General features: G+C 40.2%; 14 protein-coding genes. 4 read left to right on the forward strand and 10 right to left on the reverse strand.

Annotation, left to right across the window (positions count from 1 at the left end):
- Position 1: 1 nt before the first annotated feature.
- Together EW142_RS01960 and mnmE are read right to left on the reverse strand one after the other, a co-directional pair.
- On the reverse strand, positions 2–742 hold the full coding sequence (locus EW142_RS01960; RefSeq protein WP_130608905.1) for a tyrosine-protein phosphatase: 741 nt from the start codon (positions 740–742) through the stop codon (positions 2–4).
- A 21-nt stretch (positions 743–763) separates the two neighbouring features.
- Positions 764–2,134 (reverse strand): tRNA uridine-5-carboxymethylaminomethyl(34) synthesis GTPase MnmE, encoded by a 1,371-nt coding sequence (mnmE, locus tag EW142_RS01965; protein ID WP_130608907.1) that lies wholly within the window; start codon positions 2,132–2,134, stop codon positions 764–766.
- Between the two features lie 84 nt (positions 2,135–2,218).
- Between mnmE and EW142_RS01970 the strand changes: the two genes are divergently transcribed.
- The gene (locus EW142_RS01970; RefSeq protein WP_130608910.1) at positions 2,219–2,578 is read left to right on the forward strand and encodes a DUF4870 domain-containing protein; all 360 of its coding nucleotides are present in this window, start codon (positions 2,219–2,221) and stop codon (positions 2,576–2,578) included.
- 230 nt (positions 2,579–2,808) lie between these two features.
- Entirely contained in the window at positions 2,809–3,822 is a 1,014-nt protein-coding gene (locus EW142_RS01975) for a glycosyltransferase (protein WP_130608913.1), read from the forward strand.
- A 182-nt stretch (positions 3,823–4,004) separates the two neighbouring features.
- Here the strand turns inward: EW142_RS01975 and EW142_RS01980 are convergent, their stop codons facing one another.
- The 7 genes from EW142_RS01980 to EW142_RS02010 all read right to left on the reverse strand — a co-directional run bounded on the left by EW142_RS01980 (position 4,005) and on the right by EW142_RS02010 (position 10,161).
- Entirely contained in the window at positions 4,005–4,715 is a 711-nt protein-coding gene (locus EW142_RS01980) for a GNAT family N-acetyltransferase (RefSeq protein ID WP_130608916.1), read from the reverse strand.
- Complete coding sequence (locus EW142_RS01985; RefSeq protein WP_130608919.1) at positions 4,622–4,981, reverse strand: hypothetical protein; 360 nt, start codon at positions 4,979–4,981, stop codon at positions 4,622–4,624. The genes EW142_RS01980 and EW142_RS01985 overlap by 94 nt, the downstream gene beginning before the upstream one ends.
- A gap of 415 nt (positions 4,982–5,396) precedes the next feature.
- The gene (dnaN, locus tag EW142_RS01990; protein WP_130608922.1) at positions 5,397–6,515 is read right to left on the reverse strand and encodes a DNA polymerase III subunit beta; all 1,119 of its coding nucleotides are present in this window, start codon (positions 6,513–6,515) and stop codon (positions 5,397–5,399) included.
- Positions 6,516–6,632: 117 nt separating this feature from the next.
- Complete coding sequence (gene gldG / locus EW142_RS01995) at positions 6,633–8,300, reverse strand: gliding motility-associated ABC transporter substrate-binding protein GldG (protein WP_130608925.1); 1,668 nt, start codon at positions 8,298–8,300, stop codon at positions 6,633–6,635.
- A complete protein-coding gene (gene gldF, locus EW142_RS02000) occupies positions 8,297–9,028 on the reverse strand; it encodes a gliding motility-associated ABC transporter permease subunit GldF (RefSeq protein WP_130608928.1) in 732 nt (243 codons plus the stop codon). The genes gldG and gldF overlap by 4 nt, the downstream gene beginning before the upstream one ends.
- Positions 9,028–9,330, reverse strand: a complete 303-nt coding sequence (locus tag EW142_RS02005; RefSeq protein ID WP_130608930.1) for a putative quinol monooxygenase — start codon at positions 9,328–9,330, stop codon at positions 9,028–9,030. Before EW142_RS02005 ends, gldF begins: the two co-directional genes overlap by 1 nt.
- A complete protein-coding gene (locus EW142_RS02010; RefSeq protein WP_130608933.1) occupies positions 9,331–10,161 on the reverse strand; it encodes an SAM hydrolase/SAM-dependent halogenase family protein in 831 nt (276 codons plus the stop codon). It lies immediately after the preceding gene.
- Positions 10,162–10,283: 122 nt separating this feature from the next.
- Between EW142_RS02010 and EW142_RS02015 the strand changes: the two genes are divergently transcribed.
- Positions 10,284–11,237 carry a PhoH family protein gene (locus tag EW142_RS02015; RefSeq protein WP_130608936.1) on the forward strand — a complete coding sequence of 318 codons (954 nt, stop codon included), beginning with the start codon at positions 10,284–10,286 and terminating at the stop codon, positions 11,235–11,237.
- 4 nt (positions 11,238–11,241) lie between these two features.
- On the forward strand, positions 11,242–12,198 hold the full coding sequence (locus EW142_RS02020) for a phosphoribosylaminoimidazolesuccinocarboxamide synthase (protein ID WP_130608939.1): 957 nt from the start codon (positions 11,242–11,244) through the stop codon (positions 12,196–12,198).
- A gap of 60 nt (positions 12,199–12,258) precedes the next feature.
- Here EW142_RS02020 and EW142_RS02025 read toward each other — a convergent pair whose 3' ends face one another.
- Complete coding sequence (locus tag EW142_RS02025; RefSeq protein WP_130608942.1) at positions 12,259–13,071, reverse strand: DUF5018 domain-containing protein; 813 nt, start codon at positions 13,069–13,071, stop codon at positions 12,259–12,261.
- Between the last annotated feature and the right edge of the window lie 65 nt (positions 13,072–13,136).

Here is a 13,136-nt window from a genome sequence, read left to right on the forward strand (position 1 = left end):
TTCAATAAAAGTTCAAAATCGTATTCTCAATTATTGGCAGTAAGAGATTCAAGGTGCTCTTTCGGATTCTGATTTCCTTTATCTGACTTATGTGCGTTATATGATGAGCATCTGAGGAGATAAAGTCAATATACCCGGCCTTGAGCAAACTAAGTGCTACCTTTTGAATTTCTGGACCATAATAACCTCCCAAAGACAGAATATTGAGCTGAAACGATATTCCTTTTGATTTAAAGGACTCGTATACACCAAATGTATTGTGGTAATAGGCGTATCGTTCCGGATGGGCTAATATGGGAAACAATGATTTGCGAGCTATTTTTTGGATAGCACCTCCGAAACTCAGTGAGGGTTGCAAATAGGACATTTCAATTAATATATACTCATTATTTAAGGGAAGCACGGCTTCGGCCTCCAGAATATTTTCAAAATTTTCATCGATCATATGTTCTGCGGCATAGTGTACTTTAATGTCGGTTAGTCCCTGCAGGGTTAACTCTGTCTTCAAAATATCAAACGCCTTTTTGATGGTGGAAGGCGTATTTGGATAATAATGATGCATGATGTGCGGGGTACAAATAAAACTGGTCACCCCAAATTCTGAGAATGCCTTTATGAGATTTATAGAATCTTCGACCGTTTTGGCCCCATCATCAATTCCAGGTAATATATGGTTATGTATATCTACCAGTCCATGAAGATAATCCGCTAAAAAAACTTTTCTTTCGAAAAAATGGAACATAAATTTTTTCTACGTTTCTATTTACTTGCCAATACAAAAGTTGGAAAATATATTTCCTAAAAGGTCATCGGTCGTAACACTTCCTGTGATTTCTCCCAAGTGGAACAAAGCCTGACGAATGTCAATGGCAAGAAGGTCACTGGAGATTTCAATATCCATACCTTCCTTTACTTTTTGAATTTCCTCAAGTGCTTTTAAAAGGGCATCATAGTGCCTACTATTGCTCACGATGGTTTCATCCCCGCTTAAGGCTCCTGTATCGACCAAACCAAATAATGTTTCCTGCAACGTATCAATTCCTGTTCCGTTTTTAGCAGAAATGAACAGAACATTTTGAATTTCTTCTTCTATATCATGAATTTGCTTTTTTGTGAGCCTGTCCAGTTTATTGCAGATGGGTAGAATCCTTTTGTTGGGATATTGGTCTTTGAGATTGTTTAGCTGTTCCCTATCAAAATCTGGGCCATCAAAAAGAAAAATGATGAGCTTGGCCTGCTCTATCTTTGAGAAAGTACGTTCAATTCCAATTTGTTCTACTTCATCCCGTGTGCTCCGTATACCAGCTGTATCAATAAATCTGAAATTTACCCCTTGAATACTTATAGAGTCTTCAACCGTGTCGCGGGTGGTGCCAGCGATACTGCTCACGATTGCCCTATCTTCATTCAACAATGCATTGAGAAGTGTTGATTTTCCAACATTGGGCTGCCCTACTATGGCAACGGGAATGCCATGTTTCAATACATTACCCAAGGCGAATGAATCTATCAACTTTTTAAGTACGGCACTTATTCTGCTCAGCAGCTCATTAAATTGCTCTCGATTGGCAAACTCTACATCCTCTTGCGAAAAATCAAGCTCTAATTCAATTAGGGAGGCAAAATTTAGAAGTTCCTCTCTCAAACTTTCTATTTCCGAACTAAAACCGCCCCGCATTTGGTTCAAGGCTATTTCATGGGAAGCCGCACTGTCACTGGCTATCAAATCGGCGACTGCTTCGGCTTGACTCAAATCCATTTTTCCATTCAAAAAAGCCTTAAGTGTGAACTCTCCTGCTGATGCTGCCCTGCATCCCTTTCTCAATATTAATTGAAGTACTTGTTGCTGAATGTAAGGTGACCCATGACAAGAAATTTCCAACACGTTTTCACCTGTATAGGAGTTGGGTCCCCTGAAAACCGATACCAGAACTTCATCCAAAACCTTTTTTCCGTCAATAATATGACCTAAATGAATGGTATGGCTTTTTTGAAGGCCAAGCTTTTTACCGCGTACCGATTTGAATATTTGGTCACCGATGACAATGGCATCTTTACCAGAGATTCGAATAATCGATATGGCTCCTGTTCCTGAAGGAGTTGCCAAGGCTACTATGGTATCTTCGTAAGACATGAGGGCAAAAATACGAATTAGTTGAGTGTAACATTATGGCAAAAATAGATACTCATAAGTTGTAACATCAATATCAATCAAAAAATGGAAATCATCAATCAAAATGTATTACGCAAAGACAATACACTGTTGTCAATTACACACCTAACCCAATTGTTACACTATGTAACAGGGTTTGGCGGATTCATCGTACCACTAATTCTTTGGCTATCCTCACGGAAAACTGTTGAAGGCATGAACGAGCACGGAAAGGCTGTTATCAATTTGCAGTTAAGCCTACTGTTGTACATCCTAATTAGTATTCCTGCGATTTTATTACTGGGATTGGGAATTTTAGGTTTAATCGGTGTGGGAATTTTAGGATTTGTTTTACCCATTGTGAATGCGGTAAAAGCGGCAAATGGAGAGTCTCCTTCCTATTTCTTAACCATCCCCTTTATTTAGGACGAACTCAAACTAGGTTTAATCATTGCCATTTACATATGATTTTACCTAATGTAGCCTGAAGGCCCGACTGTGGAAACCCATAGATGTTTTGGAGTTTTTTTGGTAACACCTTTAATCTAAGGGCTCTATGTTTTTGTTGTTTATCATAGCAAAGGGTCTTGTCATAGAAATAAACTTAGGTTTAGTTCGTAATGCTCTATATTGCCCATGGTTAAATCCATTGGGCAATGTTTCTGAGTATAATTCTCCCCATATACAATTCTGAAAAGTATCTCAAAAGATGTTTGCAAAGTCTTCAAAAGCAAGGGTTTTCAGCGGAACAATATGAGATTATCATGGTCAATGATGGTTCAACGGATGGCAGTGGAGAACTCATTGAAACTTTTGCTCAATCTCATCAAAATGTAATCGCCAAACACCAGGCGAACCAAGGTGTTGGCGCTGCACGTAACGCGGGATTGGACATGGCCAGAGGGAAATATATATATTTCATTGACCCAGATGATTACCTTGCTGAAGATTCTCTGTTTTTTTTGACCAATATCTGTGATTCCCAAAACCTTGAAATTCTTGAGTTTGATTTTGTCGAGACCGAACAATTGGATCTCTCAAAGACCAATTTTCCAGATATCAGCGAGATGGGAATCATACAAGATGGGATATCCCATTTGGGTCAACGACAGTTCAAAAGCTACGTCTGGAGCTACATTTTTGACGCTGATTTTCTGAAAAAGTCCGGAATACGTTTTATTGAAGGAAAATGGATGGAAGATGCCATTTTCTGTGCTGAGATTCTTATGAAATCTAAAGCGGTTTCAAGAATTCCATTGCGTGCCTATCGATATGTGCAGGTATCCGGTTCCGCTATGCATAATAGGGAAGAGGGTCACAATATTAAAATAATGAACGATTTATTGAACGCTGCAGATAGGTTCTCCTTCTTGATTGATGAGCTACAGAATGAGGGGAAGACACTGGCAGCAAATAAACTTATTGTAAGGCAACAATCGTTTTCCTTTTTTCTTTTGGTAAGGGCACTCCGTTCCAAACTACCGTTGAAGTCAATTTACTCATATATGGAAAAGTTGACGGCCGCAAGGGCTTTCCCATTGACCTCCTTTATCAGTGATAGCTATAACAAGTGGTCTTATCGCATTTTGGTGTTTTTTTTTAACGGGAAGGGACGTTTTCGGGTACTATTTTATATATACAGAGGAGCCAAATCCTTACTAAGAAGATAAAAGGCTGGAAAATTTTTGAGGAAAGACTTTAGTTCCTATTAATCCTGGCATTCCAGTGCTACGGGTAGTTTTTGGAAAAATTGAAATCATATTCCGAAGGGGTACCTCGAAAAACCCTTTCAACTACATCATGCCTTAGTTTCACCATCTATTAAATTTGACTGTAAAATTAATTTTTTCATTTAGGTAGTCCCATCTGTCTGTCTATATTCTCTGGTCCTGAATCTTTCAACCTGCATCCAGCGTCCTTGGTACAAATCCCTGGACCTTTTGAACCTTCGATTTTTGATTGCAATCAAATAATGCTTAGCTTCTAAAAATATGCCAATAAAGTAGGCGTATACTTTTTTTCCAAAACTCTTTTTGGGGTACATAACATGGGTCGCATAATAATAAATGGCGTTCGAAAATTTAATTTTATACTCAAAATTGCCCCATCCTGTGTCCAATAATCTGAGTCCATTTAAAAAACACCATTCCAATTCTTTTATAAACATTATTTTTCCTAAGCTGTACCTGCTGAACTTTTTATCATATGAAGTTATGGCTGAGTTGAGAACATTTTTGATAGTATGTCCCAATGAGATAGCTATGGGTTGACTTTTGTGACGCAATACAAAGAGAATTGAAGAGCAAGATCTAATCCTTCCAAGACTTTGGTCGACATAATAATCCCATTTGAGTAGAGCCGAATGCTTGTGGGTACGACCAACAAAGCGATCTTCTATGAACCTTTTAAGGGTTTTCATAAGAGAATGGTAGAGATCAGGGTCAATTTCACCATAATGGATTTCCAATCTTATATCGTAGTCTCTTTCCAGCTTTTGTAGATCTTGCCGAAGAGTTTTATACGTTTTTTTTTTAAGGTGTTCCTCAAATAAGCTGTAGCTGATTTAAATTCTGTCAGATCCATTGCGTAACCCAGCTGATAGGATCTTGAGTAATACCCAAAATGGGGATTGACAAGATCACCATCACCAAAAATGTAGGGAGGTACGTTATAAATGCAGTTTATCCTTGACTTTTGGTATTCCGAAAGATTTCCAGAGTTGTAAACGGAATCTGGCAAGCCACTTACATGCTCATAAAATGGTGGAACCTTGTTTTGTTCAAAGAATTTATGAAAGAAGTTATGCGATAAGGTCAGGGGTATTTTCATATTAATCAAATATTACCGATTATTTGAGCTTTTTGTGAATTGTAGAAAGAAAAGGGGGACCTTGTTCTGTAATATAAAACAACTCTATTCAAACTCAAAACACATTGCCCTACTATTTCCTTGGAAACCACAAACTTCGGCCCAAATAATTTCTTCGCAACCGCTGCATTTCAAAGGAATTGGAATAATTAATGGCTGCACGCCTTAAGGAAGAGCTCCTTCCGCAATGGTAATGTTTAAGTAAGTATTAGGTCCCTGCTCGATTATACAAAAAAGGGCAGTATCAGTTAATTTTGCAGCAGTTGTTTCAGGAGAATTTATTGGACGGAACAAATAATGCAGTCTCAGTTCTTGTAAAAACCACAGACCAATGGAAATACGGTTGCAGCACAGAAACTAAAGGGTAGAGGTTAACCTAGTTGTTCAACATTACAGGCATGACCAACATGGTTATATGTTCCCCTTCATCCAAGCCATCGGCAGGGGTAAGGATACCCGCTCGGTTGGGGAGGCTCATTTCCAAGGTTACGTCATCGGAAGAAAGATTGCCCAACATTTCAACTAGAAATCTTGAGTTGAACCCTATCTGCATATCGTCGCCTTGGTAAGAACATGATAGCCGCTCTTCGGCCTTGTTGCTATAATCCACGTCTTCAGCGGAAATATTCAATTCGGCACCAGCAATTTTGAGTCGAATTTGATGGGTAGTGCGATTGGAGTAAATCGAAACCCGGCGTACTGAGCTTAAAAGCTGTCCCCGGGATATATTCAGCACATTCGGATTTTCTTTGGGAATCACCGCCTCGTAGTTGGGATATTTCCCATCAATCAATCTACATATCAACTCTGTGCCATCAAAAATGAATTTGGCATTGTTGTCATTATACTCAATGGTGACTTCAGATTCAGAACCTGCCAAAATACCTTTCAAGAGATTCAACGGTTTTTTGGGCATAATAAATTCTGCAACTTCGTTGGCCTTCACATCATTTCGTTGATACTTGACCAATTTATGGGCATCAGTGGCCACAAAAGTCAAATTCTCAGTGGAAAATTGAAAAAACACACCGCTCATCACCGGCCTTAGGTCGTCATTGCCAGCGGCAAAAATGGTTTTGTTAATAGCGGTGGCCAAGATGTCGCCCATAATAGTGGTAGAACTGGGGTTGGACACTTCCACTGCTTTCGGAAATTCTGCACCGTCCGCATAGGCCACGGCATATTTTCCATGGTTGGAGCTAATTTCTACGGTATTGTTATCCTCGACCACAAAGGTTAAAGGTTGTTCGGCAAAAGTTTTTAAGGTATCCAATAAAAGTCGCGCTGGAACGGCGATCAAACCTTCCGATTCTGAATCAACTTCCAATACCGAGCTCATGGTGGTCTCAAGGTCGGAAGCGGATATGGTAAGCTTGGTTTCCTTTAAATCAAATAAGAAATTGTCCAGAATGGGCAGGGTGTTGCTATTGTTGATCACACCTCCCAAAACCTGTAAATGCTTTAATAGATAGGTACTGGATACTATAAATTTCATCAAAGAATTTCTTTAGAAATTATCACCAAATGCTCCAAAAAGAGCTCAGCGAAAACAAAATCGATAAAAACAAATATATCTCAAATGCCTGAAGCAAAGAAACAAATTTATCAACACTTAAGTCGAGAATTTCTTTTTTCGATAGTAGCCAAAAATAATTCCAAATAGAAGGGTCAATATCGTGGGAACACCTATATTCAGTAGTTGCCACTTTGTTTTCTGGGCTACAATTTTTTCAGGATCGAGCAAGGGAATGGAAACCCTCTTATTACGGATGTTTATAAGTCCGGTGTCATCCAAAAGATAATTGATGCAGTTCACTAAGAATTCCTTGTTCCCATAGTTACTATTGGTCCATTTATCGTATCCAAGCTCCAAAGGTTGTCCGTTTCGGAGCTGATTCCTGATAAGGTCTCCATCGGAAATTACAATCATTTGATTTTGAGGTCCTTCATCCAGGCTTTCATTTAGTTTTGCGGGTTTCACACGGTTCTTATACGCAGATGTGAAGGCACCTTCCACCAAAACCGCCAAAGGATGATTTCCATCACTATAGGATTCCTTATCGGGAGGGCTATTCAGGATATCAAGGCCTATTTGTTTGGGTACTCCTTCCACTTTGGAAAGCGGCGAGCTTCGCAAGAGCACTGTTTTTTGATACGCATTCGCCAAAGTATCAAGAGTATTCGCAAACTGGTATCGGACTGCTTCAATATTGGTGTTGATGGGATGGTCATTGTTGGAAAAAACCATGGGATTGTAATACCAGGGTACCGGATTGTACTGTGAGTCATTTCCTTCTCCGGAAGCCAAGACAATTTGGGTAAAATAGAGGTCATTGACCAAAACGGGATTTATGCGGATACCGTATTTGAAGAAAAAATCCTTAAGATTTAATTCCCTTGGAAGAGCCAGTGCACTTCCGCCACCTTTGAATATACTGTCAACCTCCATGGCTACTTGATCAATCAACCAAATGGATTTCCCTCCTTGGATAATAAACTGGTCTAAAACATACTTTTCTTGATCGGAAAATGCTTCTGTAGGCTTTGCAATCAGTGCTAAGTCATAGTTTTTTAGCTGCTTCAAGACCTCTGATGGATTTGCCTCTACCGAATCCAAGGTTATCGCCCCAAGATTGTAGTAATCTCGAATGGAGGTAAGGTAATCAGCAATGAAAATATCATCCAATTCTCCATTTCCTTTTAGGACCGCCACCCTTTTTTTCTCTTTGATGTTCAATTTGGTAAATGCATCGGCGAAAGCGTACTCCAATTGTTGTACTGAATTGTTGATACGTTCTTCTGAAGAGGAACCCAACTTGTTTTTAAGCAAAGGAACCTTCATCGTCTGGTTGTTGTAGGTTACCATGGCCCAGGGAAAAATGAGTTCCTGTGAAACCTTTCCACCCTCTTCAACGGTTACATTGGCAGGTGTGAGACCGATTCGTTGCAAATCTAAAATGGTTTGTTGCGCTTTGGATTCATCCTCAAGCGGATTTACCAGATTGTACTTGATGTTCTTGTTATGGTCGGCAAACGAGGCAATCAATTGAAGGGTTTCTGTTTTGAGCCTCGCAAATTCAGAGGGTATTTTCCCATCCAAAAGAACGTCGATTATAACAGGGCCATCAAAGGTCTGGCTAATTTCAATAGCTGGGTCGGAGAGGGTATATCGGGAGTCCTCGGTAAGGTCGAACCTTTGGTATACAAACGCTCCCAGCAAATTCAAAACGATGACCGCAACCAGTACTTTGGCCAATGAAAAAAGAAGGTTTGATTTCATTTGGGCAGTTGTTTTAGTCGAACTAGGGTCAAATACAAAAACATCAGGGTTATGGAAATAAAATAAAGCAAATCACGCGTGTCTAGTACTCCACTGGCAATACTATCAAAATGGGCCCTTGCGCCCCAATATTTTAAAATGAGCTGGGTGCTACCATCCGAGAAAAGTGTGGATAGGGCCTCGAAACCATAAAAAAGGAAAAAACAAAAAAGCACTCCAAGGATAAAGGCCACAATCTGATTGTCCGATAGGGTAGAGGAAAACAGTCCTATACTTGCATAAGCAGCAATTAAGAAGAGCAAACCAAAGTACGAGCCTAGTACCACACCAAAATCATAGTTTCCACTGATAACCCCCAATTCAGAAATCGCGAACACATAGATAAAGGTTGGAACAATGGCAACTAAGCAAAGGGTAAACGTGCCCCAAAACTTACCCAAAACAAGCTTCCAAACCGATATGGGCTTAATCAACAAAAGTTCCAGGGTACCCAACTTTCGTTCTTCCGAGAAGCTTTTCATGGTTATGGCTGGAATCAAAAAAACGAAAATCCACGGGGCCAGAAGAAAGAATTTGCCCAAATCGGCAAATCCATAATCGAAAACATTGTATTCTCCTTTGAAAACCCAAAGAAATAATCCATTCAGTAGTAAAAACAATCCCACAATGAGATACCCAATGGGCGAGGTAAAAAAAGACTGTACTTCTCTTTTAAATATGGCAAACATCAGAATTCATTTGAGGATTGAAGTTTGGCGACACTCCAGGCTTCTGGTTTTTCGGAGAACAGCTTTTTGGTCTCACCCCAAACCTGCTGAAAAAATGTTGAATTTCTATAATTTTCCAAGGATGACTGATTTGCCCAAATGCTGTAAGTGAAAAATACATTCGATTTGTTCAAGTCTTGATAGAGTTCCAAATGGGAGCAACCATCAAATGCTACAATCTGTTTTTTCGAATTTTCGAAAATTCGCTCAAAACTAGAGATATTTTCGGGTTTAAAGGTCAATTTTACAATTCTTACCAACATTTAAAGAAAATTAATGGTTACCGTATCTCTATAATTTAATCCCAATAGGGTAGAGGCGCCCCCAACACTGTTCAGGTCACTCTTATAAATGGCCAGCTCCACAAATCCGGCAGAATTAAAAAGTGCCAAGGCATCTCCCGGGCCCTTTCGTTGCGGTTTTCCTAAATTGAAATTGATGATTCCGTTATATGTATTGTGAATAGCCTTGATTTTATTGGTTCTCGCTATAATTTCAAAATCCCTTCCATTTCGATAAGCTTCAAACAAACTTTTTTGAATATTGGTTATAACATTGCCATAGTTATCAATGTAGATAATATTTCCCACTATGCTCTGGCCATCATTCGTAATTCGGGGTTGAAATTCCTTAAGTATCTTCAGCCCATCAAAAGGTCGCCCAATAACCTCCAATTTTCCACCTCTTGCAATATGGCAGGCAACGGGCACAAAAACATGTAGCTCGGCAAATGAGCTGACCTCAGTCTGGGGAATGTTGATTTCCATAATTTTTTCAGGCTCCACTTCCGATGCAATCAATGACATTACACCATTGTTGGCTCCGACAAAAAAATGACCATCCACCTGAACCACAAGGTGCTCATTTTCTGGGGAAAGCTCAGAGTCGACACCAATAATATGTACTGTACCTTTTGGAAAAGCTGAGTAAACATTTTTTAAGATATACGCACACTCTTGGATGTGAAAAGGGCTTATTTTATGCGAAATATCAACAATGTCTATCTCTGGCAAGTTACTGAGAATGGTTCCTTTGATGGCGCCTACAAAGTGGTCTTTTTGTCCAAAATCTGTAGTTAAGGTTATGATTGCCATGCCATACTGTTGATATATTTTTCCTTGCCCAAAATGAATTTTGGTTAAGTTTGTGGGATAAAAATAAACAAATTAGAACGAAAAGATTCCGTCGAAAATAACCCTAAAACACTCCACTTTTTTTGAACGAACTTATAATTGAACTTACAGAAATAAGCCCTCAGGATTTTTTTGGGCAACGCAATGAAAATATCGAACTCCTTAAAAAGTATTTCCCTAAGCTTAAAATTGTAGCCCGGGGCAACAAGATTAAGGTATACGGAGATGAAGAACGCTTGGAGGAGTTTGATAAAAGGTTCGATATGCTCACATCCCACTTTGCCAAATACAACAAGTTGGATGAGAACATGATTGAACGCGTTTTGACCAGCAATGGGCGTGAAGATTACGAATCAACGACTTCGAGCGGGGAGGTTCTGGTGCATGGCGTTAGTGGCAGATTAATAAAGGCACAAACCGTTAATCAACGGAAAATGGTTGATTTATGCCGTGAAAATGATATGGTTTTTGCCATTGGTCCTGCTGGTACTGGAAAAACGTATACCGGTGTGGCCTTGGCGGTAAAGGCATTGAAAGAAAAGCAGGTAAAACGTATCATATTAACTCGACCGGCAGTTGAGGCCGGTGAAAATCTTGGATTTCTTCCGGGTGACCTTAAGGAAAAACTGGACCCTTACATGCAACCATTGTATGATGCTTTGCGGGATATGATCGCTCCTGAAAAGTTGGCAAAATACATTGAGGACGGTACCATTCAAATAGCACCAATGGCGTTTATGCGAGGTAGAACGCTTGATAATGCGTTCGTTATTTTGGATGAAGCCCAAAATACCACCCACGCCCAAATGAAAATGTTCTTGACCCGAATGGGGAAGAATGCCAAATTTTTGTTGACCGGTGATCCAGGACAAATTGATTTGCCAAGAAGGGTGATTTCAGGTTTAAAAGAGGCCCTCCTCATCCTCAAAAACATCAAAGGTATAGGCATTATATACTTGGACGAGAAAGACGTTATTCGACATAAACTGGTCAAGAAGGTAATCGATGCCTATAAAAACATAGAACACCAAAATTAAGGGTATGGCAAATACCTTAATGGAGACCAACTTCCATTTTCCAAATCAATTATCGGTATATAAAGGTAAAGTACGCGAGGTGTACACGCTAAAGAATGACCTTTTGGTGATGATAGCCACAGACCGCCTTTCGGCATTTGATGTGGTTATGCCCAAGGGAATTCCTTACAAGGGGCAAATTTTAAATCAGATTGCCACCAAAATGATGAAGGCCACTGAAGATTTGGTGCCCAATTGGTTGTTGGCCACACCCGACCCCAATGTTGCCATTGGAAAGGCCTGCGACCCCTTTAAAGTTGAAATGGTAATTCGCGGATACCTTTCGGGACATGCAGCTCGAGAATACAAGGCAGGAAAACGAACACTTTGCGGGGTTGCCATGCCAGAAGGAATGAAAGAAAATGACAAGTTCCCCAACCCGATTATCACCCCAGCGACCAAGGCGGACAAAGGATATCATGATGAGGATATTTCCAAAGAGGACATCCTTGCCAACGGAATCGTATCAAAAGAGGATTATGAGGTTCTGGAGGGTTACACCCAAAAGCTCTTTCAAAGGGGAACCGAATTGGCCGCAGAACAAGGTCTCATTTTAGTTGACACGAAGTATGAATTTGGCAAAACCAAAGAGGGGGAAATAGTCTTAATTGACGAGATTCATACACCCGATTCGTCGCGTTACTTTTATGCCGAGGGTTATGAGGAGAGACAAGAAAGGGGTGAGAACCAAAAACAACTTTCCAAAGAATTTGTTAGACAATGGCTCATTTCTAATGGATTTCAAGGCTTGGAAGGTCAGACCGTGCCCGAAATGAGTGATGACTATATTGAAACCGTTTCTGACCGATACATTGAACTCTATGAGCAAATAACTGGAGAGACTTTTGAGAAAGCCGATTTGTCCCATATTCAAGAGCGTATAGGACAGCATGTATCCGATTATTTAAGTGGCGCAGAATAAATTGGTGTTGAAACCTCAAAGGGGATTACCGGCGTTTAATACGTTCACTTTGGGTAATCATCAATCAAACTCGATAACGAAATAGAGTCGGTCGTCAACTTCGTCCAAATCATTCCATTGGCCTGCATTGTTAATTGGCGTATCCCTTAAAACCATGCTTAGGGCATTTTGTGCTTCCCCACCATCGGGTTCACGGCCCCAGTTGTTGAATAGGCCTCCGACAGCCATTCCATTGAAGTCTCCCTCCCAGAATTGAGGCCCACTACCATCATTATCGCCGTCCAGTATCCATACACCTTCGGTTTCAAAATCGTTGCCACCCATCCAAACGGCAGCTCTTTGCAGGTTTTCAAAAACAAAATTGCCGTTGGTAAGGATCTCGACAAATACACCTTGATTCTCCGCCAAATCATTGATTTCAATCAGATAGCCACCACGAGAAACCGCAAAGGCCGCTGCATCAGCCCAGGTTCTTTCCTCACGAATCAATTCATATGATTTACCACCAACAGTGAAAGCATAAACATTTACGTCAACAATTACGGTATATGCATTCACCTCACCATTTTCTGCGGTAACAGCGTAAATAACAGGATTGGAAAAGTCACCCTCCTCATCAGACTCCGGATTGATCGTTGCGCCCGTTGGAATGCCTATTGACGGGGTCAAAGCGGTCAAATCGGTCCCTTCGGGAAGAATAAGGGATATGATGTTTTCCTGGTCGTTTATGGTACCTCTTACTCCAGAAATTATAAAACTGCTAATGTTGTTTTGATCACTCCCGGTTGGTGGTGCATCATCCGAAGTATCGGTACTGCAGGAGATAAAAAGCAATAAAAAAATTGCAAAAAGGGCTGGATTCTTGATGACCATAACTGTTTTTTTATACTTTGAATTAAACACTTTTTTGTTTAGATGCCAACTTTGTGAAAAGGTTC

The sequence above is a fragment of the Flagellimonas allohymeniacidonis genome (genome assembly GCF_004296335.1).
GTDB classification, from domain to species: Bacteria; Bacteroidota; Bacteroidia; order Flavobacteriales; family Flavobacteriaceae; genus Flagellimonas; species Flagellimonas allohymeniacidonis.

What these genes read in the sequence shown, in the direction of transcription:
- EW142_RS02005 (WP_130608930.1), bottom strand. Translation starts at nt 9,330, where the DNA reads ATGTTGGTAAGAATTGTAAAATTGACCTTTAAACCCGAAAATATCTCT.
- dnaN (WP_130608922.1), bottom strand. Translation starts at nt 6,515, where the DNA reads ATGAAATTTATAGTATCCAGTACCTATCTATTAAAGCATTTACAGGTT.
- EW142_RS01975 (WP_130608913.1), top strand. Translation starts at nt 2,809, where the DNA reads ATGTTTCTGAGTATAATTCTCCCCATATACAATTCTGAAAAGTATCTC.
- EW142_RS01960 (WP_130608905.1), bottom strand. Translation starts at nt 742, where the DNA reads ATGTTCCATTTTTTCGAAAGAAAAGTTTTTTTAGCGGATTATCTTCAT.
- EW142_RS01985 (WP_130608919.1), bottom strand. Translation starts at nt 4,981, where the DNA reads ATGAAAATACCCCTGACCTTATCGCATAACTTCTTTCATAAATTCTTT.
- gldF (WP_130608928.1), bottom strand. Translation starts at nt 9,028, where the DNA reads ATGTTTGCCATATTTAAAAGAGAAGTACAGTCTTTTTTTACCTCGCCC.
- mnmE (WP_130608907.1), bottom strand. Translation starts at nt 2,134, where the DNA reads ATGTCTTACGAAGATACCATAGTAGCCTTGGCAACTCCTTCAGGAACA.
- EW142_RS01970 (WP_130608910.1), top strand. Translation starts at nt 2,219, where the DNA reads ATGGAAATCATCAATCAAAATGTATTACGCAAAGACAATACACTGTTG.
- EW142_RS02010 (WP_130608933.1), bottom strand. Translation starts at nt 10,161, where the DNA reads ATGGCAATCATAACCTTAACTACAGATTTTGGACAAAAAGACCACTTT.
- EW142_RS02025 (WP_130608942.1), bottom strand. Translation starts at nt 13,071, where the DNA reads ATGGTCATCAAGAATCCAGCCCTTTTTGCAATTTTTTTATTGCTTTTT.
- gldG (WP_130608925.1), bottom strand. Translation starts at nt 8,300, where the DNA reads ATGAAATCAAACCTTCTTTTTTCATTGGCCAAAGTACTGGTTGCGGTC.
- EW142_RS02020 (WP_130608939.1), top strand. Translation starts at nt 11,242, where the DNA reads ATGGCAAATACCTTAATGGAGACCAACTTCCATTTTCCAAATCAATTA.